The organism is Ramlibacter sp. GCM10027632 (genome assembly GCF_042675325.1).
GTDB lineage: Bacteria > Pseudomonadota > Gammaproteobacteria > Burkholderiales > Burkholderiaceae_C > Ramlibacter.
In genome coordinates, this window is sequence record NZ_JBHTGW010000004.1 from 149,381 (window position 1) to 170,150 (window position 20,770).

Here is a 20,770-nt window from a genome sequence, read left to right on the forward strand (position 1 = left end):
AAGCAGCCACTCCCGGAGGAATTCCATGCCTGCCAGCGCCCCGCCCTCGCCCGTCGCCTCGGCCAGCCGCCGCGCCCGCGACAACGAGAAACCCCTGGTCGAAGACATCCGCCTGCTCGGTCGAATCCTGGGCGACGTGATCCGCGAGCAGGAGGGCCTGGACGCCTTCGAGCTGGTCGAACGGATCCGGAAGCTGTCGGTCTCGTTCCGGCGCGACGCCGACCACGAAGCGGACAAGGCGCTGAAGACGCTGCTCAAGTCGCTCTCCGGCGAGCAGGCGGTGAGCGTGATCCGCGCCTTCACCTACTTCAGCCACCTGGCCAACCTGGCCGAGGACCGGCACCACATCCGCCGCCGCATCATCCACGAGCGCGCCGGCGACGCCCACGAGGGCAGCATCGACGTGGCGCTGGCCCGCCTGCGCTGGGCCGGCATCAGCCCGCGCACCATTGCCCAGACACTGGCCCACAGCTATGTCTCTCCGGTGCTCACGGCCCACCCCACCGAGGTCCAGCGAAAGAGCATCCTCGACGCGGAACGCGACATCGCGCACCTCCTGACCGCACGCGACGAGATCAAGGCACGCGCCCTGCCCAAGGACGCCCTGGCACCGCGTGAGCTGGCTGCCAACGAGGCGCAGATCCGCGCCCGGGTCATGCAGCTGTGGCAGACGCGCCTGCTGCGATTCACCAAGCTCACGGTGGCAGACGAGATCGAGAACGCGCTGTCCTACTACGAAGCCACGTTCCTGCGCGAGATCCCCAAGCTCTATGCCAGCCTCGAGCGCGAGCTGGGTCAGAACGAAGTGGCCAGCTTCCTTCGCATGGGCATGTGGATCGGCGGCGACCGCGACGGCAACCCCAACGTGAGCGCGCAGACCCTGGAGCTGGCGCTGCGCCGGCAGTCCGAGGTGGCCCTGCGCCACTACCTGACCGAGGTGCACTGGCTCGGCAGCGAGCTGTCGCAATCGGCCATGCTGGTCACGCCCACGCCGGCGATGCAGGCCCTCGCCGACAGCTCGCCGGACACCGACGAACACCGCAAGGACGAACCCTATCGGCGCGCCCTCGCGGCAATGTACGCGCGCCTGGCCGCCACCCTCAAGCAGTTCACCGGCGGCGACGCCGCGCGCCACGCGCTGGCCCCGCAGAACCCGTACCTGCGCGCCGAGGACTTCCTGGCCGATCTGCGCACCATCCGCGACTCTCTGCTGGCCGCCCACGGCGCGGCGCTGGTCGACCAGCGCCTGGCGCCCCTGATCCGCGCGGTGGAAGTCTTCGGGTTCCACCTGGCCACCATGGACCTGCGCCAGAGTTCAGACCAGCACGAGTCGGTGGTCGCCGAGCTGCTGGCCGCCGCCCGCGTCGAGCCCGCGTACGCCAAGCTGGAGGAACAGGCACGCCGCGCCTTGCTGGTCAAGTTGCTCTGCGATGCACGCCCGCTGCGTGTGGTGGGCGCCACCTACTCGCCCCACACCCAGGCCGAACTGGCCATCTTCCAGATGGCCCTGCAGATGCGCGGGCAGTACGGCCCGCAGGCGATCCGCCACTACATCATCAGCCACACCGAGACGGTGAGCGACCTGCTCGAAGTGCTGCTGCTGCAAAAGGAAGTGGGGCTGCTCACGGGCACGCTGGACGACAAGGCGTTGGCGCAACTGATCGTCGTGCCGCTCTTCGAGACCATCGAGGACTTGCGCAACGCCGCGCCGATCATGCGCGAGTTCTACGGCCTGCCCGGCATCGCCGCCATGGTGCGCCGCTCCGGCGGCGAGCAGGACATCATGCTGGGCTACAGCGACAGCAACAAGGACGGCGGCATCTTCACCAGCAACTGGGAGCTCTATCGCGCCGAGATCGCGCTGGTGCAGTTGTTCGACGAGCTCGCCAACAGCCATGACATCCAGCTTCGGATGTTCCATGGCCGCGGCGGCACGGTGGGCCGCGGGGGCGGCCCCAGCTACGAGGCCATCCTGGCCCAGCCCCCGGGCACGGTGCGCGGGCAGATCCGCCTGACCGAGCAGGGCGAGGTGATCGGCTCCAAGTACGCCAACCCCGAGATCGGCCGGCGCAACCTCGAGACCCTGGTGGCCGCCACCCTGGAGGCCACGCTGCTGCAGCCCACCAAGCCGGCGCCTCGCGCCTTCCTGGCGGCGGCGGAGTCCCTGTCGCAGGCCAGCATGCGCAGCTACCGCGAACTGGTCTACGAGACGCCCGGCTTCACCGATTTCTTCTTTGCCGGCACACCGATCCGCGAGATCGCCGAGTTGAACATCGGCTCGCGCCCGGCCTCGCGCAAGTCGAACCAGCGCATCGAGGACCTGCGGGCCATTCCGTGGGGCTTCAGCTGGGGCCAGTCCCGGCTGACGCTGCCGGGGTGGTATGGCTTCGGGTCGGCGGTGCACGCCTTCCTGCACGAGACCGAAGGCCAGACCCGGAAAGAGGGCCTCGCCCTGCTGCAGAAGATGTACAAGCAGTGGCCGTTCTTCCGCGCCCTGCTGTCGAACATGGACATGGTGCTCGCCAAGAGCGACCTGGCCCTGGGTTCACGCTATGCCGAACTGGTGGGCGATGCCCGCCTTCGCAAGCGGGTGTTTGCCACAATCGAAGCCGAGTGGCACCGCACGGCGGACGCCCTGGCCCAGATCACCGGGGAGAAGCAGCGGCTGGCGAACAACCCGGCGCTGCAACGCTCGATCCGCCACCGCTTTCCCTACATCGATCCCCTGCACCACCTGCAGGTGGAGCTGGTGCGCCGCTACCGCGAGGGCAAGGCGGATGCGCGGGTGCAGCGGGGCATCCACATCTCGATCAACGGGATCGCGGCGGGGCTGCGGAACACGGGTTGACTTCGTGTTCCCGCCAGCGGGCTGGTCACGCTCACTCGAGCATCACCAGGCCCGCATCGCCCTTGGGTGAGGAGGGGGGAGGTGCTACGACTCCTTGATCCAGCCGGGAAACGACGTCATCGCAACCGAACGGATCACCTGTCCCGCGGCAGCCGAGTCGACGCCCTCCGAACTGCCCTGGAACCGTCGCAGGACATTGCCCAGAACCTCCTCGAAGTCCTTGCGGTCCACGACCTCGTTCCCGTTGGACGCGAGAAGGGCTTCCAGGCGGTCGGCCAGGGCATTGATTTCGGGCTTCTTGAATCCGAAGCGCGCGCCCGACTCATACAGGACATGGCGCTCGGTCAGGGGCTTTCCCGGATTTCCCGTCCCACGTTCGTTCGTCAGCCGCAGATACGATGTCGGCGTCGCCTGGACGCCGGGCAGTTGGCCCGCGACTCCGAGTTGTGGATGCGGCTTGGCGGCCTTGACCGCCGCCTGCGGGGTGGAAACACCCTTCGCGTCCGACGAAGCATGGCCGGAACCGAAGTTTCTGAAGAACTGGGTGATGGACGACAGGGGCATGGCCGACACCTTCCGCGATGCGCGCGGTCAGCCCCTGAGTCGCAACCGGAACTGATGAGTTCCCCGTTCAGCGTGTCAGGGCGTCCCGTACCGCCGCCAACTGGCGCCTCGACACCGCCAGACGCTCCGGCACCCCATCGATCCGCACAGCCCAACCCTCCCCCTCCTCCGGATCGAGCTGCCGCTCCAGGGCGCGCAGGCAGCGCAGGGCAACCAGGGCATTGCGGTGGATGCGCAGGAACTGGCCGGGATAGCGCTCCTCGAGCTCGGTGAGTGCACCGTCGAGGATGTAGCTTCGGCCCGCCGTGCGTACGGTCACGTACTTCAGTTCGGCCTTGAAGTAGAGGATCTCGTGCAGCGGCAGCCGCACCACGTGCCCACGGTCCTGGATCACCACGTGGTCGAACGGAGTCTCCACCGGCGCCACCCGGGCGGACTGCGCCACGCGCTCCACTTTCTGCAGCGCCTGCTGCAGTCGCTCCAGGCGCACGGGCTTGGTGAGGTAGTCCACCGCGTCGACCTCGAAGGCCTCCACCGCATGGTCCGCATGCGCGGACACGAACACCACCGGCGGCGGCTCCGGCATGCCTCGCAGCGCCTGGGCCAGGGCCACGCCGTCGGCGCCGGGCATGCGCACGTCCAGCAGCAGCAGGTCGAAACGCTGGCGGCGCAGCATTTCCATGGCCTGGGTGGCGTTGCCGGCCTCGCCGGCCACCGCGGCTGCCGGGGTGCGGCAGTCCTCCAGGAGCGTGCGCAGGCGCGCGCGCGCCAGCGTTTCATCATCCACCACAAGTACTTGCATAGCGGTCTTCATGCCGGTATCTCCATCCTCACCTGATAAGAGCCTTCCCTTCGCGTGACCCGGAACTGGGCACGCACGTCATGCAGCAGCGCCAGGCGTCGCCGCACGTTCTCTTGTGCCAACCCGTTTCCCTGCGGGCCGGGACCCGCGGGCACGGTGTTGGCCACCTCGATCACCACCGAGTCGCCCCGGCGCTCGGTCCGCACCCGCACCTGGGCGCCGCAGTCGCTGGGCTCGACGCCGTGCTTGACGGCGTTTTCCACCAGCGGCTGCAGCAGCAGGTGCGGCACCCGGGCGTCGCCCGCCCGCGGGTCCAGCACCCACTCGACCCGCAGACGCTCGCCGAAGCGGACCTCCTCGATCGCCAGGTAGCGCCGCGCCAGCGCGACCTCCTCGGACAGGGTGACGGACTCGCCGAGATCGGCCAGCGCCTGACGGAACAGGTCCGCCAGGTCCTCCAGCACCGCCTCGGCGCGCGCGGGGTCCTGGCGGACCAGGGCGACGGCAGTGTTCAAGGTGTTGAACAGGAAATGTGGCCGGATGCGGGCCTGCAGTTCCGCGAGCCGGGCCGCGGTGTCAGCCGGCGTACGGCCTCGGGCCCGCCACTCCAGGGCAGCGACCAGCAGCGCCGACAGCAAGGCCCCCGCGCAGGCCGTGGACAGCCAGGGCGCCGGCCCCCCCGGGTCGGCCAGCGCCAGCATCGCGCCGCCCCACAGGCCGGCCAGCGCCCCGAGGCCGACGCCGCAGGCGTGCTGCGCCGGGGCCGGCAGGCGGGCCAGCACCCGCTTGAGGCTGCAGGCCGCGAGCAGCCACACGAGAGTGGCCGGCAGCGCGCTGCCGCTGGCCAGGGCCAGCCGCGAGACCCAGTCGAACGGTCCCTGCGCGCCGAACATGACGGCGACGCCCACCGCCGCCTCGACGAACAGGACGGCACGCAGCACCACGCCGACATGGCAGGCATCGAAGACCAGCACGCGGCCACGGCGGGCCGGCGGATCGTTGAAGGTCGATAAAATTTGGGGTTCCTCCATCGGCATCGCTTGGTGCCGCATCGCCCGCGTTTATGTCCCACAACCAACTCGATCACAAGTCCCAGGCCTGGTCCGCGCTGTTCTCCGAACCCATGAGCGACCTCGTCAAGCGCTACACGTCCAGCGTGTTCTTCGACAAGCGCCTGTGGAAAGCCGACATCCAGGGCTCGCTGGCCCACGCCGGCATGCTCGCCGCCCAGGGGATCATCAGCGCCGACGACCATGCCGCCATCGAGCGCGGGATGGCCCAGATCTCGCAGGAGATCGCCGCCGGCCAGTTCGAGTGGAAACTCGACCTCGAGGACGTCCACCTGAACATCGAGGCGCGCCTGACGGCCCTGGTCGGCGACGCCGGCAAGCGCCTGCACACCGGCCGCAGCCGCAACGACCAGGTGGCCACCGACGTGCGCCTGTGGCTGCGCGAGGAGATCGACCTGATCTCCGGCCTGCTGACCGAACTGCAGAAGGCCCTGCTGGGCCTGGCCGAGCAGCATGTGGAGGTGATCCTTCCCGGCTTCACCCACCTGCAGGTGGCCCAGCCGGTGAGCTTCGGCCACCACATGCTGGCGTACGTGGAGATGTTCGCCCGGGACGCCGAGCGCATGGCCGACGTGCGCAAGCGGGTGAACCGCCTGCCCCTGGGCTCCGCCGCCCTGGCCGGCACCAGCTACCCGCTGGACCGCGAACTCGTGGCCCGCACCCTGGGCATGGAGGGCGTGTGCCAGAACTCGCTGGACGCGGTGAGCGACCGCGACTTCGCCATCGAGTTCACCGCCGCGGCCTCGCTGGCCATGGTGCACATCTCGCGCTTCTCCGAAGAGCTGATCATCTGGATGTCGCAGAACTTCGGCTTCATCAAGCTGGCCGACCGCTTCACCACCGGCTCGTCGATCATGCCGCAGAAGAAGAACCCGGACGTGCCTGAGCTCGCCCGCGGCAAGACCGGCCGCGTCGTCGGCCACCTGATGGGCCTGATCACCCTGATGAAGGGCCAGCCCCTGGCCTACAACAAGGACAACCAGGAGGACAAGGAGCCGCTGTTCGACACCGTCGACACGCTCAAGGACACGCTGCGGATCTTCGCCGAGATGGTGGGCGGCATCACCGTGGTGCCGCAGGCCATGGAAAGTGCGGCCCTCAAGGGCTATGCCACGGCCACCGACCTGGCCGACTACCTGGTGAAGAAGGGCCTGCCGTTCCGCGATGCCCACGAGACGGTGGCCCACGCGGTGAAAGCCGCCGTGTCCCACGCCTGCGACCTGTCCGAATTGCCGCTGGCGGTGCTCCAGGGCTTCCACCCCTCGATCGAGAAGGACGTCTACGACGTGCTGTCCCTGCGCGGCTCCCTGAACGCCCGCAACACGCTGGGCGGCACCGCGCCGGCCCAGGTCCGGGCCCAGATCGAGAGGCACCGGGTGCGCCTGGCGTGACAGCCTTTTGACGGCTTGTGGCTTACTGTAGAGCTACGATAAAAAAAACCCGAGGAGACGACAAGCCGTGCCAGTGATCACCCACATCGAGGACCTGCGGGTCCTCGCGAAGAAGCGCGTGCCGCGCATGTTCTACGACTACGCCGACTCCGGCTCGTGGACCGAAGGCACCTACCGCGCCAACGAATCCGACTTCCAGAAGATCCTGCTGCGCCAGCGCGTGGCGGTGAACATGGAGGGCCGCACCACGCGCACGCAGATGGTCGGCCAGGACGTGGCCATGCCCGTGGCCATCGCGCCCACTGGCCTGACCGGGATGCAGCATGCCGATGGCGAGATCCTGGCGGCGCGGGCGGCCAAGAAGTTCGGCATCCCGTTCACGCTCTCGACCATGAGCATCTGCTCGATCGAGGACGTGTCCGCCGGCACCGGCGGACACCCGTTCTGGTTCCAGCTGTACGTGATGCGGGACCGCGCCTTCATCGAAAGCCTGATCGACCGCGCCAAGGCCGCCGGCTGCTCCGCGCTGGTGCTGACGCTGGACCTGCAGATCCTGGGACAGCGGCACAAGGACCTGCGCAACGGCCTCTCGGCCCCGCCCAAGCCCACCCTGGCGAACATCATCGACCTCATGACCAAGCCGCGCTGGTGCCTGGGCATGCTGGGCACACCGCGCCGGCAGTTCGGCAACATCGTCGGCCACGTCAAGGGCGTGGAGAACATGGGCTCGCTGGCCGAGTGGACGGCCAAGCAGTTCGACCCGGCGCTGTCCTGGGCCGACGTGGAATGGATCAAGAAGCGCTGGGGCGGCAAGCTGATCCTCAAGGGCATCCAGGACGTGGAAGACGCGAAGCTCGCGGCCGACTCCGGCGCCGACGCCCTGATCGTCTCGAACCACGGCGGCCGCCAGCTCGATGGCGCGCAGTCCTCCATCGCGGCCCTTCCCGCGATCGTGGACGCCGTGGGCGACCGCATCGAGGTGCACATGGACGGCGGCATCCGTTCGGGCCAGGACGTGCTCAAGGCTGTGGCCCTGGGCGCCCGGGGCACCTACATCGGCCGCGCGTTCCTGTATGGCCTGGGCGCCATGGGCGAAGCCGGCGTGACCAAGGCGCTGGAGATCATCCACAAGGAACTGGACCTGACGATGGCGTTCTGCGGCCGCACCGACATCCGCCAGGTCGACACCTCGATCCTGCTGCCCGGAACCTACTGATAATCGGGCGATCGGGCGCGGTTGCCCGCGGAGTTGTCTCGATGCGATGGAGTCGTTGGTGGCTGCTTCCCCTGGCGCTGGTCGCCCTCGCGGGGGTGTACTTCGCCGTGGTGCTGCAATGGAGCTATTCCACCGGCGAGCGCGCGGGCTGGGTCCAGAAGCTCTCGAAGAAGGGCTGGGTCTGCAAGACCTGGGAGGGCGAGCTGGCCATGGTGTCCACGCCGGGCGCCGTGCCGGAGAAATTTCCCTTCACCGTGCGTGACGAGGCCATCGCGGCGCAGATCAATACGGTCATGGGCAAGCGCGTCGCGCTGCACTACGAGGAGAAGGTGGGCCTGCCCACCTCCTGCTTCGGGGAGACCCGCCACTTCGTGACGGCGGTGCGCGTGCAGGACGAGATCTCGATTTCCCCCGGCGTGGTCGTGCCGGTGCCGCCGGCCTCGGCGGCGCCCCGGTGAGCCCTGCGCGCCGCATCGCCCACCTGGACATGGACGCGTTCTTCGCGTCCGTGGAGCTCCTTCGCTTCCCGCAGCTGAAGGGCCTGCCCGTCGTCATTGGCGGGGCCAAGCGCCGCGCCGACGAGGCGATGCGCGAGCGCTTCGGCGACCTGCCGCTGCACGAGATCCCGGTCGACGCCTTTCCGCGGCTCGCGGACTACGTGGGCCGCGGCGTCATCACCACCGCCACCTACCCCGCACGCCAGTTCGGCGTGGGCTCGGCCATGGGCATGATGAAGGCCGCCCGCCTGTGCCCGCAGGCCATCGTGCTGCCGGTGGACTTCGAGGAGATCCGCAAGTACTCCCGCGCCTTCAAGGACACCATCCGCGAAATCGCCCCGGTCATGGAGGACCGCGGCGTCGACGAGGTCTACATCGACTTCACCGAGGTGCCAGGCGGCCAGCGCGAAGGCGGCCGCGTGCTGGCGCGCCTGATCCAGAAGGCCATCTTCGATCGCACCGGCCTGACCTGCTCGATCGGGGTCGCGCCGAACAAGCTGGTCGCCAAGATGGCCAGCGAGTTCGACAAGCCCAATGGCATCTCCATCGTCCATGAGGGCGACCTGCAGGCGCGCATCTGGCCGCTGCCGGTACGCAAGATCAATGGCATCGGGCCCAAGGCCGGCGCAAGGCTGCAGGCGCTGGGCCTGGAGACCATCGGGCAGATCGCGGCGCAGCCGCGCGAGTGGCTGGTGGAGCACTTCGGCCGCTCCTACGGCGCCTGGATGCACGACGCGGCCTGGGGCCGCGACGAGCGCCCGGTGGTGACCGAGAGCGAGCCCGTCTCCATGAGCCGCGAGACCACCTTCGAGCGGGACCTGCACGCGGTGCGGGACCGCGCGGAGCTTGGCGCGATCTTCACCGACCTGTGCGAGCGCGTCGCGGCCGACCTGCAACGCAAGGGCTACGTCGGCCGCACCATCGGCATCAAGCTGCGGTACGACGACTTCCGCATCGCCACCCGGGACATCACGATCGGCAGCTTCACCGCCGACGCGAAGGCGATCCGGCAGGCCGCCGGCCAATGCCTCAAGCGCGTCGACCTGTCACGGCGGCTGCGACTGCTCGGGGTCCGGGTGGGCAAGCTGGCCCGGGCCGGCTCGCCACAGGCCCAGGCGGCCGAGAACGCCCCGGCGGCCGAGGCGGCGGCCCGCAGCCTCGACCTGTTCTGAGTGCCGCGCGGCGTCCCGGGCGCCGCCGCGGGTCGCTTCCCAGCCGCGGTCCCGGGAGGGCGGCGGGATGTCCTTCCGCGCCCCCGCGTCACTGCGCCGGCTTCAACTCGATGACCCGGTAGACGCCCCCCTGCTGGTCGGCCCGGAACTGGACCTTGTCGCCGACCTTGACCGTATCCAGCATCGCCGGGTCGCTGGCCACGAAGACCATGGTCATCGGCGGCATCTGCAGGCTGGCGATCTCGCCGTGGCGCAGCGTGAGCTTGCCGGCCGGCTTGTCGATGCGGCGCACCTCGCCGGTGGCGAAGCCGGCGGCCGGCGCCTCGGCGGCCGGGTGGTGGGCCGAATGGTCGGTGGCCTGGGACCAGGCCGGCAGGGCCAGGGACAGCAGGCCCGCCAGGGCCAGGGTGTTCAGCGTCGTCATGCGGACTTTCCAGCGGGATAGGACTCGAAGACACGAGCGCCGCCGTCACGCGTGAGGAGCATCACGCGGTAGGCGTCGCGGCGGTTGCCGTAGGCCGGGCCGTCCATGCCCGGCGAGCCGACCGGCATGCCCGGCACGGACAGGCCGATGGCCTGCGGCTTCTCGCGCAGCAGCCGGCGGATCTCGCGGGCAGGCACATGGCCCTCCACCGCGTAGCCGCCGACCAGCGCGGTGTGGCAGGAACCGTACTTTGCGGCATCGATGCCGAGCTTCGTGCGGATCGCGGCGTTGCCGGTCTCGTTGACCTTGACCTGGAAGCCGTTGGCTTCCAGGTGCTTGACCCAGTCGCCGCAGCAGCCGCAGCTCGGGTCCTTCCAGACCTCGACGAGCACGGGCGATGCGGGGGCCTGCGCCAGGGCGGCCAGGGGCGCGGCGGCCAGGGCCGCGAGCAGCGCGCGACGGCGCAGGGGAGGTGCGGGGTGAGCCATGTCGATCTCCTGTCTTGATCGGAACGTTCAGTGGGAATGGCCGCCATGCCCGGAGGGCTTGCGGACCTTGACTTCAGTATCGGCGGGCCTGCGCATCGGCATCGAGGCGCCGCCCGCGGCGCCGGTGCGCGGCGGCGGCGGCACCTCGCCGGTGAACTCGCGGGCCACGGTGCCCGGCGGGTGCCGGAACCAGCCCGGGTCCGCATAGTCGCCCGGCTTCTGCTCGCGGCGCACCTTGAGCACGCTGAACATGCCGCCCATCTCGACCCCGCCGAAGGGGCCGCGGCCGGTCATCATCGGCACGGTGTTCTCGGGCAAGGGCATCTCCATCTCGGCCATGTCGGCCATGCCGCGCTCGCCCATCACCATGTAGTCGGGGACCAGGCCGGTGATCTTGCGCACCACCTCGCGGTGGTCCACCCCGATCAGCGTGGGCACGCCGTGGCCCATGGCGTTCATGGTGTGGTGGCTCTTGTGGCAGTGGAACGCCCAGTCGCCCTCCTCGTCGGCGAGGAACTCGACCTGCCGCATCTGGCCCACCGCGATGTCGGTGGTGACCTCGGGCCAGCGCGCGGCCTTCGGCACCGGCCCGCCGTCGGTGCCCGTCACGGCGAACTCGTGGCCGTGCAGGTGGATCGGGTGGTTGGTCATGGTCAGGTTGCCGATGCGGATGCGGACCTTGTCGCCGAGGCGCACGTTCAGCGAGTCGATGCCGGGGAAGACCCGGCTGTTCCACGTCCAGAGGTTGAAGTCCAGCATGGTCATCACCTTCGGCGTGTACGCGCCGGGCTCGATGTCGAAGGCCGACATCAGGAAGGCGAAGTCGCGGTCCACCCGGTCGATCAGGGGATGGCGGCCCTTCGGGTGCGTGATCCACAGGCCCATCATGCCCATGGCCATCTGCACCATCTCGTCGGCGTGCGGGTGGTACATGAAGGTGCCGGGGCGGCGGGCCTCGAACTCGTAGACGAAGGTCTTGCCGGAAGGGATTCCCGGCTGGGTGAGGCCGGTGACGCCGTCCATGCCATTGGGCAGGCGCTGGCCATGCCAGTGGATGCTGGTGTGCTCGGGCAGCCGGTTGGTCACGAAGATGCGCACGCGGTCGCCCTCGACCACCTCGATCGTGGGGCCGGGGGACTGGCCGTTGTAGCCCCAGAGGTGGGCCTTGAAGCCCGGCGCCATCTCGCGCACCACCGGCTCGGCGACCAGGTGGAACTCCTTGACGCCCTGGTTCATGCGCCAGGGCAGGGTCCAGCCATTGAGGGTGACCACGGGGTCGTACGGGCGGCCGTTGGGCGGCACCAGGGGCGCCATGGTGTCGGGCCGCGCCTGCAGCACCGGTTCGGGCAGGGCCGCCATCGCGACGCGGCTGACGCCGGCCGCGGCGACGGCGCCGGCCAGGGCGGCGCCGGAGAGGAACTGTCGTCGTTGGGTCATGTGAATCCTTTGCGCGCGGTCAATGGCCCGCGGGGGCGGCAGCCGCCGCGGCGGGCACGCTCGCGAGGGTGGCCTGCGCGGGCCGCCCCACGAGCGAGGCCGAGAGGGCCGCGTCGGCCAGCCAGAACTGCTGCTGCGCCTCTATCGCGGCGATCACGCTGGTGACCTGCTCGCGCATGTCCGCGAGCAGCTCGAAGACGCCGATCAGCATGCCGTTGTAGCGAAGCTGGTTCTCCTCGGACATGGCCTTGCGCAGGGGCACGACCTCGTCGCGCCAGTGGCGCGCGAGCTCGTACGCCGTGCGGTACGCGGAGTAGCTCTCGCGCAGCTGGGAGGAGGCGCCGCGCACGACGGCGTCGTAGCGGTGCGCGGCCGCCAGCGAGGCCGCGTCCATCTGCGCGCGGCGGGCCGAGCCCCAGTCGAAGACCGGCAGGCGGATCGCCAGCTCCCAGCCGCGCGCCGTGCCGCGCTCGCCGGAGGCGTCGTCGAAGCGGGTGTCGCGGCGCGCACCCACCTCGGCATCGACCAGGCTCTCGAGCAGCTCCAGGCGCTGGGCGCGGCCCGCCGCCTGCAGCTGCAGGCGGGCGAGCTGCCAGTCCAGCCGCTGCTCGCGTGCGGCCTGGGCGATGTCGCCCGGCTGGCGCGGGCTCGCGGGCAGGTCCGGCAGGCGGTCGGGCAGGCGCAGGCGCGCGGCCTGCGCGTCGTCCAGCCCGAGCAGGCGCACCAGCGCCTCGCGCGTGGCGGTGGCCTGGTGGCGGGCGCCGGCCAGGCGGGTGGTGGCATCGGCGTAGAAGGCCTGCTGGCGGGCGCGCTCCAGGCGCGTGAAGTTGCCGGTCTGCTGCATGCGGCGTGCCAGTTCGGCGCTGGCGTCGGCGGCCTGCTGGACCTGGGCCGCGTAGGCCAGGGCCTGCTGCGCCGCGACCGCGCGCACCCAGGCCTGGCGCACCGCGCCGACCTGGTCGACCACGGTGCCCGCCAGCTCGACGCGGGCCTGGGCCTGCAGCTGCCCGGACAGGGCCTGCCGCTGCGGCAGCGTGAGCAGGTCCAGCAACCCGACGGACAGGAGCCGGCCGATCTCCAGCTCCGGGCCGGAGCGCACGCGCTCGAGGCCCAGCACCGGGTTGGCGATGCGGCCCCGCTGGGCCGCAGCGGCCAGGTCGGCGCCGTGCTGGGCGACCAGGGCCTGCAGCGCGGGGCTGCGCGCCAGGGCGAGCTGCACGGCGGCATCCATCGACAGCGGGCCTGCCAGCAGGCCGGCGGCGGCCTGCTCGCCGGCGGACGGGCCGCGGGCCAGCGCGAGCCCACCCTGGGTGAAGGCACGCTGGCTGTCGTTGACGGCGGCCACCTCGCGCTCGAGGTCCACCGAGGCGCAGCCTGCCAGGGCGAGGCCCAGGACGGCCAGCGCGGCGGGCTTGCGGGGAAGGGAAAGATCGAAGCTCATCGCCGGTCCCTCAATGCCGGTGGCCCGCGGCCGGCGTCCGTGCGGGCGGTGGCGGGGGCACCGTCGGCGCGACGGGCGCCGAGGTCGAACCGGTCGCCGGCGGGGTCGGCGCAGGCGCCTGCGCCTCCCGCGCATAGGCCCGCCAGCCGCCGATGCGGCCGACGTTGTCATTGGCGGCGCGCCAGGGCTGGACGCTCACCTCGTCGAAGGGCCGGTAGCCCTCGAAGGCGGAACGCCAGGCGCCGGGCGCCTCGGGCTGGGCCTGGGCGGCGCCGGCCAGGACGGCGGCGGCCAGGGCCGGCCACCGGGGAAGGGAAGGGAACTGCATGCGCATCTCTCGCTGCCATGAAGGGAAAGCACCACGCCGGCGGGGCGCGGTCCAGGGCCTGGCCGGCCTCGGTCTCGGGGCCGGCGCGCGGGGGTCAGGCGCGGGGAGGCTTGTCGGGGACGGGCAGGCCCCGCGAGGCCACGCGGGCCGGGGGGACGCTGGCATGCGCGGGCGGCGCGGCGCCGGGGAGGGCGAGCATGGCGTCGGCAGGCTGGGCCAGGGCATGGCCGCAGAAGGCACAGGAGGCGCAGCGGTGGCCGTCATCGGCGGCGGACGCCGGGTCCCCGTGGCTGGACGCCCCGTGATGGCCGGCCGCCGCGTGGTCGGCGATGGCGTGGTCGGCAGCCATGGCATCGGCAGTGGCAGCGCCAGGCCCATGGCCTTGCGCCGCGGAATGGCCCTGCAGGGGACCGCACAGCGACATCGACACCGACGCCATGGCCTGCAAGGGCAGGGCCACGAAGATCAGCCAGGCGACGATGCGGCGGAAGCGGGACATCACGAAAACATTCTATCGAGCCGACGGCCGGGAAATCCGCTCAGCAATTGCTGGCCCGTTCGGGCGATTTCAATACCACAAAAACATAAAACCAAAATACTATTCCATAACCATCCATCAACCGAGAAGCGCCTGCAATCTTTGTAACAACTCTTCAGTACAGTCTGGCGCCTAACTTCCGGGGCGAGAAGCTGCCCATCCGGGCGGCCAGGAACGAAGGAAGTACGGATGGCCCGGCGCCGGATCCCGCGGGGTGTGACCCTGATCGAGCTGCTGGTGGCCGTGGCCCTGGTGGCGATCCTGGCCGGCGTGGCCTACCCCGCCTACACCCGCCACCTCGTGCGCAGCCACCGGGCCTCGGCCCAGACGGTGCTGTCCGACATCGCGCAGCGCCAGCAGCAGTACCTGATGGACAACCGCGCCTTCGCCACGACCCCGGCGGCCCTGGGCGTGAACGTGCCCGGCGACCTGGCCGGCCGCTACAGTTTCCAGATCACGGCGGATGCCTCGATGCCGCCGTCCTACACCGCGACGGCCACGCCCGTGGCCGGCTCGCCGCAAGCCGTCGACGGCCCGCTGTCGATCACCAGCGAGGGCACGCGCCTGCCCCCCGACAAATGGTGACCGCCCGGCCCGCCCCGGCGCACCGCGCGCCGGGCTTCACCCTCATCGAGCTGCTGGTGGTGGTGAGCCTGGTCGCCATCCTGGCGGCGCTGGCCGCGCCCGGGATGCGCTCGCTGGTGGCCTCGCAGCGGGTGCGCACGACCGCATCCGACCTGCACCTGGCCCTGGTCAAGACCCGCTCGGAGGCCCTCAAGCGCAACGCGCCGGTGACGCTGCGCCCCGCGAACGCGGGCGACTGGGCCAGCGGCTGGCAGATCGTGGCCACGGTCGACGGCACGCTGCGGGTGGTCGACGTCACCCCGGTGCGGGGCTCGGTGCAGGTGCAGTCGACCCCGGCCATCGCCTCGGTGGTGTTCGGCTACGACGGCCGCACCAGCGCCGCGGCCGGCGGCGTGCAGTTCTCGGTGAGCGATGCGGGAACCTCGCAGGCACGCTGCGTCTCGATCGACCCGGCCGGCCGCCCCTACACGCGGGAGGGCGCGACATGCTGAGGCGGCAGGCAGGGCGGCCCGCGGGCCTGGCCCAGCGCGGCGCGCTGCTGATCGAGGCGCTGGTGGCGATCCTGATCGTCTCGTTCGGGATGATGGCGCTGGCCGGCCTGCACACCACCATGAATGCGGCCGTGTTCGAGTCGTACCAGCGCACCCAGGCGCTCTCGCTGATGCAGGACATGGCCAACCGGATGGATGCCAACCAGTCCCAGGCCGCCAGCTACGTGACCGCGTCGGCCCTGGGGACCGGCGATGGCCAGCCCACGGCGTGCGCCGTGCCGGGCGCCACGCGCGCGCAGGTCGACCTGTGCGAGTGGAGCAACCTCCTCAAGGGCGCGAGCGAGACCACGCCCTCGGCCACCACCGTGGGCGCGATGCTCGCCGGCCGCGGCTGCGTCGAGCAGTTGCAGCCGCCCCTGCCGGCCGCGGGCGTGTGCCAGCCAGGCATCTACCGCATCACCGTCGCCTGGCAGGGATTCCAGGCCACCGTCGCGCCGCCCCAGGCCTGCGGCCAGGGGCTGTATGCCCGCGAGGCCCTGCGCAAGACGGTGTCCACCCAGCTTCTCGTGGCCCTACCGGCCTGCTCCTGATGGAACGCCTCGCCCCGCCCCCCGCCCCCGCGCGCCACCAGCGCGGGCTCACCCTGGTCGAGGTGATGGTCGGCATCGCCATCGGCCTGGTGATCCTGGCCGCGATGTCGGTGCTGTTTGCCACCAGCAGCCGCACCCGGGTGGAGACCGAGCGCGCGGGCCTGAAGATCGACAACGGCCGCCATGCGCTCGACACCCTGGCGGGCGAGCTGCAGCATGCCGGCTTCCTCGCCGAGTTCGACCCGCGCACGCTGCCGGCGCCGCCCGCCCGGCCCGCCGCCTGCGAGACCTCGGTCGCCGCCCTGCTCGCGGCCCTGCCGCTGGCGGCGCTGGGCCAGGACAACGTGGCCGCCGGCGCGCTGGCCTGCCTGGGCGGCGACCTGGCGCCCGGCACCGACGTGGTCGTCGTCCGCCGCGCCGCCACCTGCACCAACGGCAGCGCCGACTGCACGCCGCTGGCCGCCGGCATGCCCGCCTTCCAGGCCTCCTCGTGCAGCGACCCGTCGGAGCTGGGCGGCGCGGACATCAACAACCACTACCGGTTCGCCGCCTTCCCGGCGGCGGGCGCCTTCACGCTGCGCCAGCGCGATTGCGCCACGGCGGCCGGCCTGCGCCGCTACGTCGTGCGCATCTACTTCGTCGCCCGCAACGACCGCGATGGCGACGGCATCCCCAGCCTCAAGCGCGTGGAACTGGGCGCGGCCGGCTGGAGCGCGCCGCTGACCCTGGTGCAGGGCGTGGAGAACCTGCAGGTCGAGTGGGGGCTGGACACCAACGGCGACGGCACGCCCGAGCTGTACGCCACCGACCCCGACCGCTACTGCGCCTCGGCCACGCCGCCGGTGCCCGCCGGCAGCTGCTGGGGCCTGCCGGTGGCGGCCCGCCTGTACGTGCTGGCCCGCAACCCCGAGGCCTCGCCCGGCCACACCGACACCCGGCGCTACGCCCTGGGCAAGCAGGGGGACGCGGCCACGGGCGTGACCACGGCGGCCGACGCGAGCGCCGGCCCCTTCAACGACGCGCGCCGCCGCAACGTCTACACACGGACCGTGGCCCTGCAGAACGTGACCGCGCGGAGGTTCTCGCCATGACCGCGCGCGCCCAGCGGGGCTCGACCCTGGTCGTGTCCCTGATCATGCTCACGCTGCTCACCATCCTGGCGATGGCGACGCTGAACATCGGCCGCGGCAGCCTGCAGGCCGGGGCCAACGCCCAGGCCCGCGCCGTCACCCAGGCCGCGACGCAGCAGGTCATCAACCAGGTGATCAGCAACCGCACGTTCGCCGAGTCGCCGAACGACGTCCTGGACAACTCGAACTGCCCGCCGGCGATGAACGCCCCCGCCAACAGCCGCTGCGTGGACGTGAACGGCGACGGCAAGACCGTGGTGCTGGTGCGGCTGTCGCCCGCGCCGCGCTGCATCCAGATGCGGCCGATCCCGACCAGCGAGCTGAACCTGCTGGACACCGAGGACCTGGGCTGCACGCAGGGCATGAACAACCAGAGCAGCGGCATCGTGGGCGCGGGGGCGATGGCCTCGCTGTGCGCCCGCACGCTGTGGGAAATCACCGCCGTCGGCAGCGACCCCGTCACCGGCGCGCAATCCACCCTGGTGCAGGGCGTGAGCATGCGCGTGTCCAGCGATTCCGCCACCACCTTCTGCCCCTGAGGAAGCGCCGCCATGACCGCCCTCCCCCGCCTGATCCTGGCCGCCACCGCCGCGGCCCTGCTCGCCGCCGCCGCGCGCGCCGACGACATCGACATCTTCCTCACCCGCACCAGCAGCGGCGGCGTCAAGCCGAACGTGATGATCCTGGTGGACAACACCTCGAACTGGGCGCGCCAGGCGCAGCAGTGGCCGGACAACGGCGGCACCCAGGGCGCGGCCGAACTCGCCGCGGTGCGCAACGTGCTGGCCACCACCACCGGCATGAACATCGGCCTGGCGGGCTACACCGCGGCCGGCGCGGGCGGCGGCTACATCCGCTTCAGCGCGCGCGACATGGACGTGCCCGCCAACAAGTCCGCGATGACCGGGATCCTGAACTACATCACCGCCGGCAACACCATCAACAGCCCCACCGAGAAGGTCAACGCGGGCTCCTACGAGACCTCGGCGATGTACGAGGTCTACAAGTACTTCAAGGGGCTGCCGGTGTTCCGCGGCGGCCTGCAGGCGGGCAACGACCCGGCGCGCAACGTCGACATCGACGGCAACGCCGGCGCGGCCCCCAATGCCACCGGCTGGCGCCAGAACAGCGCGCTGGGGCACTGGGCCTACAGCGGCTCGACCTACAGCCCGCCCGCCGGCTCGACGACCTGCACGAACAACGCGCTGATCCTCGTGATCAACAACGCCCAGGGCACCATCCCCGCGGGCGACCCGAGCTACGAGGGCGTGAGCGCGGGCGCCGCCCTGCCCCAGATCCCCGGCGTGACCGACCCGAGCTGGACGGACGAGTGGGCGCGCTTCCTGTACCAGAACGGCATCAGCGTCTACGTGCTGGACGCCTACAACGCGCAGCAGAACGTCTCGCACTCGAAGACGCTGGAGCGCGCGGCGGCCGTGGGGGGCGGCACCTACCACGCGGTGAAGAACCAGGCGCAGATCGAGATCGCGCTGGGCAAGATCCTGGCGGAGATCAATGCGCGCGACTCCACCTTCGCCTCCGCGGCGCTGCCGGTGAGCGCGAGCAACCGGTCGCAGTACCTGAACCAGGTGTTCATCGGCATGTTCCGCCCCGACCCGGCGGCGCAGCCGCGCTGGCTCGGCAACCTCAAGCAGTACCAGCTCGGGCTGACCGCTTCCGGTGACGTGCAGCTGCGCGATGCCGCCGGCGCCAACGCGATCAACCCGCAGACCGGCTTCATCCACGAGTGCGCGGTGAGCCAGTGGACCAGCGACAGCGGCAGCTACTGGCAGGACATCAAGGGCCTGTCCATCGGCGCGAGCAGCTGCACCGCCTTCCCCACCGTGGGCGGGGTGGCCGGCAGCGCCTGGTCGGACCTGCCCGACGGCCCCACCGTCGCCAAGGGCGGCGTCGCCGAGGTGGTGCGCAAGGGCAACAACCCGCCGGGGACCAACGCCAACCCGCAGCCCTGGGCCGCGGGCCAGCGCCGGCTGCTCACGTACGACGCCGGCGCGGCGACCCGCCTGGCGAACCTGGGCACGGGCAACACCGGCTGGACCCAGTCCCTGCTGGACTGGGTCGCCGGGCGCGACGACGACACCACGGTGGAGGGCACCCGCCCCTTCACCGAGTACATCAGCACCTCGTCCAGCCCGCGCCCGCGCGCCTCGATCCATGGGGACGTGGTGCACTCCAAGCCGCTGCCGGTGAACTACGGCGGCACCACCGGCGTGACCGTGTACTACGGCGCCGGCGACGGCCTGCTGCGCGCGGTCGACGCCGCCACCGGGCGCGAGCGCTGGGCCTTCGCCGCGCCGGAGCACTTCGGCCGCTTCCAGCGGCTCAAGGACAACACGCCGGCCGTGGCCTTCCCCGGCCTGGTGACCTCGCCGGCGCCCCAGCCCAAGGACTACTTCTTCGACGGCGGCATCGGCCTGTTCCAGGACGCGGGCAACAGCCGGGTCTGGATCTACCCCTCGCAGCGGCGCGGCGGCCGCATGCTCTATGGCTTCGACGTCACCACGCCGGAGTCGCCGCAGCTGATGTGGCGCGTGGGCTGCCCGCGGCCCGCGCCGGACGACACCGGCTGCACCGCCGGCCTGTCCGCCCTGGGCCAGACCTGGTCGCAGCCGACCGTGGTGCGCCTCAAGGGCTACCCCAGCGCCGGCGCCGAGACCCCGCTGGTGCTGGTGGGCGGCGGCTACGACACCTGCGAGGACGCGAACGCGCCCGCCCCCGCCTGCGGCAGCCGCAAGGGCAACGCGGTGTTCCTCCTCGACGCCGCCACCGGCGCGGTGGTGCGCAGCTTCACCGGCCTGTCCGGCAGCGTGGCCGCCGACATCGCCGTGGGCGACCGCAATGGCGACGGCTTCGTCGACGTCGCCTACGCCGTCACCACCACCGGCGACGTCTACCGCCTCTACTTCAGCGACGCCGGCTTCGGCGCCATCGCCAGCGGCTCCTGGGGCATCCGCCGCGTGGGCGCCACCGCCGGCGGCGGGCGCAAGTTCCTGAACTCGCCGGCCCTGCTGTCCTCGGGGACCAAGATGTACGTGGCCCTGGGCTCGGGCGACCGGGAGAAGCCGCTGATGGGGCACTACCCCTACGCCAACCCGGTGACCAACCGCTTCTACGTGCTGATGGACGACCTCGCCGATCCCACCGCCAACCCCGGGGTGGCGGCCCTGGACGACACCAGCGTGATGCGCGACTTCAGCGCCCCGACCACCTGCGAGACCGCGGGCGTCACGCCCGGCTCCACCGCCCGCGGCTGGTTCATGGACCTGCCGGGCCGCGGCGAGCAGACGGTGACATCGGCGGTGACCGTCGGCGGCATGGTCACCTTCAGCACCAACCGCGCCACCGCCGGCAGCCTCAACACCTGCGCCGCCAACGCCAACCTGGGCGAGGCGCGCGGCTACTGGCTGAACATCCTCAATGGCAGCGGCGCCATCGGCTCGGGCAACGCGTCCTGCGGCGGCGACCGGTCCGGCGTCTTCGTGCAGGGCGGCATCGTGCCCTCGCCCACCCTGGCGACGGTGCAGATCGGCAACGTGGTGCAGACCGTGGCCATCGGCGCGATCCAGCGTTCCGGCGGCGCCAGCTCCGGCGTCGGGCCCCAGGCGATCAAGCCGCCGGTGAAGGCCAAGCGCCGCACGATCTACTGGCGATCGAACCAGGCCGAATGACGCACTGCGCCATTGACCGCAGGCGCTTTCAGGCATAGATTTTTCGTAACGCCACCGGCGGGTGGGAGG

At 71.2% G+C, this 20,770-nt stretch carries 20 protein-coding genes; 11 read left to right on the forward strand and 9 right to left on the reverse strand.

Annotated features, from left to right (window positions below; all coding sequences use genetic code 11):
• Positions 1–25: 25 nt before the first annotated feature.
• On the forward strand, positions 26–2,848 hold the full coding sequence (gene ppc / locus ACFQZY_RS08180; protein WP_377414929.1) for a phosphoenolpyruvate carboxylase: 2,823 nt from the start codon (positions 26–28) through the stop codon (positions 2,846–2,848).
• An 84-nt stretch (positions 2,849–2,932) separates the two neighbouring features.
• Here the strand turns inward: ppc and ACFQZY_RS08185 are convergent, their stop codons facing one another.
• The 3 genes from ACFQZY_RS08185 to ACFQZY_RS08195 all read right to left on the reverse strand — a co-directional run bounded on the left by ACFQZY_RS08185 (position 2,933) and on the right by ACFQZY_RS08195 (position 5,245).
• Entirely contained in the window at positions 2,933–3,412 is a 480-nt protein-coding gene (locus ACFQZY_RS08185; protein WP_377414932.1) for a hypothetical protein, read from the reverse strand.
• 67 nt (positions 3,413–3,479) lie between these two features.
• On the reverse strand, positions 3,480–4,214 hold the full coding sequence (locus tag ACFQZY_RS08190; RefSeq protein ID WP_377414935.1) for a LytR/AlgR family response regulator transcription factor: 735 nt from the start codon (positions 4,212–4,214) through the stop codon (positions 3,480–3,482).
• A gap of 8 nt (positions 4,215–4,222) precedes the next feature.
• Positions 4,223–5,245, reverse strand: a complete 1,023-nt coding sequence (locus ACFQZY_RS08195) for a sensor histidine kinase (RefSeq protein WP_377414938.1) — start codon at positions 5,243–5,245, stop codon at positions 4,223–4,225.
• A gap of 32 nt (positions 5,246–5,277) precedes the next feature.
• Between ACFQZY_RS08195 and argH the strand changes: the two genes are divergently transcribed.
• The 4 genes from argH (at position 5,278) to ACFQZY_RS08215 (ending at position 9,560) form a co-directional block, all read left to right on the forward strand.
• Entirely contained in the window at positions 5,278–6,675 is a 1,398-nt protein-coding gene (gene argH / locus ACFQZY_RS08200; RefSeq protein ID WP_377414941.1) for an argininosuccinate lyase, read from the forward strand.
• A gap of 67 nt (positions 6,676–6,742) precedes the next feature.
• A complete protein-coding gene (locus ACFQZY_RS08205) occupies positions 6,743–7,891 on the forward strand; it encodes an L-lactate dehydrogenase (RefSeq protein WP_377414944.1) in 1,149 nt (382 codons plus the stop codon).
• A gap of 41 nt (positions 7,892–7,932) precedes the next feature.
• Positions 7,933–8,349, forward strand: coding sequence for a hypothetical protein (locus tag ACFQZY_RS08210; protein ID WP_377414946.1), 417 nt, complete (start codon positions 7,933–7,935; stop codon positions 8,347–8,349).
• A 29-nt stretch (positions 8,350–8,378) separates the two neighbouring features.
• Positions 8,379–9,560 (forward strand): Y-family DNA polymerase, encoded by a 1,182-nt coding sequence (locus tag ACFQZY_RS08215; protein WP_377415243.1) that lies wholly within the window; start codon positions 8,379–8,381, stop codon positions 9,558–9,560.
• An 88-nt stretch (positions 9,561–9,648) separates the two neighbouring features.
• Here ACFQZY_RS08215 and ACFQZY_RS08220 read toward each other — a convergent pair whose 3' ends face one another.
• The 6 genes from ACFQZY_RS08220 to ACFQZY_RS08245 form a co-directional block, all read right to left on the reverse strand.
• Positions 9,649–9,984 (reverse strand): copper-binding protein, encoded by a 336-nt coding sequence (locus ACFQZY_RS08220; protein WP_377414948.1) that lies wholly within the window; start codon positions 9,982–9,984, stop codon positions 9,649–9,651.
• The gene (locus tag ACFQZY_RS08225) at positions 9,981–10,472 is read right to left on the reverse strand and encodes a DUF411 domain-containing protein (RefSeq protein WP_377414950.1); all 492 of its coding nucleotides are present in this window, start codon (positions 10,470–10,472) and stop codon (positions 9,981–9,983) included. The genes ACFQZY_RS08220 and ACFQZY_RS08225 overlap by 4 nt, the downstream gene beginning before the upstream one ends.
• A gap of 27 nt (positions 10,473–10,499) precedes the next feature.
• On the reverse strand, positions 10,500–11,909 hold the full coding sequence (locus ACFQZY_RS08230; RefSeq protein ID WP_377414952.1) for a multicopper oxidase family protein: 1,410 nt from the start codon (positions 11,907–11,909) through the stop codon (positions 10,500–10,502).
• A gap of 19 nt (positions 11,910–11,928) precedes the next feature.
• Positions 11,929–13,350 carry a TolC family protein gene (locus ACFQZY_RS08235; RefSeq protein WP_377414954.1) on the reverse strand — a complete coding sequence of 474 codons (1,422 nt, stop codon included), beginning with the start codon at positions 13,348–13,350 and terminating at the stop codon, positions 11,929–11,931.
• A gap of 10 nt (positions 13,351–13,360) precedes the next feature.
• Positions 13,361–13,678 (reverse strand): hypothetical protein, encoded by a 318-nt coding sequence (locus ACFQZY_RS08240; protein ID WP_377414956.1) that lies wholly within the window; start codon positions 13,676–13,678, stop codon positions 13,361–13,363.
• A 94-nt stretch (positions 13,679–13,772) separates the two neighbouring features.
• Entirely contained in the window at positions 13,773–14,177 is a 405-nt protein-coding gene (locus ACFQZY_RS08245; RefSeq protein WP_377414959.1) for a hypothetical protein, read from the reverse strand.
• A 255-nt stretch (positions 14,178–14,432) separates the two neighbouring features.
• On the opposite strand from ACFQZY_RS08245, the gene ACFQZY_RS08250 reads away from it, so the two are divergent.
• The 6 genes from ACFQZY_RS08250 to ACFQZY_RS08275 are packed head-to-tail and all read left to right on the forward strand — an operon-like array spanning position 14,433 to position 20,701.
• Positions 14,433–14,801 (forward strand): type IV pilin protein, encoded by a 369-nt coding sequence (locus ACFQZY_RS08250; RefSeq protein WP_377414961.1) that lies wholly within the window; start codon positions 14,433–14,435, stop codon positions 14,799–14,801.
• The gene (locus tag ACFQZY_RS08255; protein ID WP_377414963.1) at positions 14,798–15,292 is read left to right on the forward strand and encodes a GspH/FimT family pseudopilin; all 495 of its coding nucleotides are present in this window, start codon (positions 14,798–14,800) and stop codon (positions 15,290–15,292) included. The genes ACFQZY_RS08250 and ACFQZY_RS08255 overlap by 4 nt, the downstream gene beginning before the upstream one ends.
• Complete coding sequence (gene pilV, locus ACFQZY_RS08260) at positions 15,286–15,882, forward strand: type IV pilus modification protein PilV (RefSeq protein WP_377414965.1); 597 nt, start codon at positions 15,286–15,288, stop codon at positions 15,880–15,882. Before ACFQZY_RS08255 ends, pilV begins: the two co-directional genes overlap by 7 nt.
• Positions 15,882–16,973, forward strand: coding sequence for a PilW family protein (locus tag ACFQZY_RS08265; protein ID WP_377414967.1), 1,092 nt, complete (start codon positions 15,882–15,884; stop codon positions 16,971–16,973). The genes pilV and ACFQZY_RS08265 overlap by 1 nt, the downstream gene beginning before the upstream one ends.
• Positions 16,970–17,551 carry a hypothetical protein gene (locus ACFQZY_RS08270; RefSeq protein WP_377414970.1) on the forward strand — a complete coding sequence of 194 codons (582 nt, stop codon included), beginning with the start codon at positions 16,970–16,972 and terminating at the stop codon, positions 17,549–17,551. Before ACFQZY_RS08265 ends, ACFQZY_RS08270 begins: the two co-directional genes overlap by 4 nt.
• A gap of 12 nt (positions 17,552–17,563) precedes the next feature.
• Entirely contained in the window at positions 17,564–20,701 is a 3,138-nt protein-coding gene (locus ACFQZY_RS08275) for a pilus assembly protein (RefSeq protein ID WP_377414972.1), read from the forward strand.
• Positions 20,702–20,770: the final 69 nt, after the last annotated feature.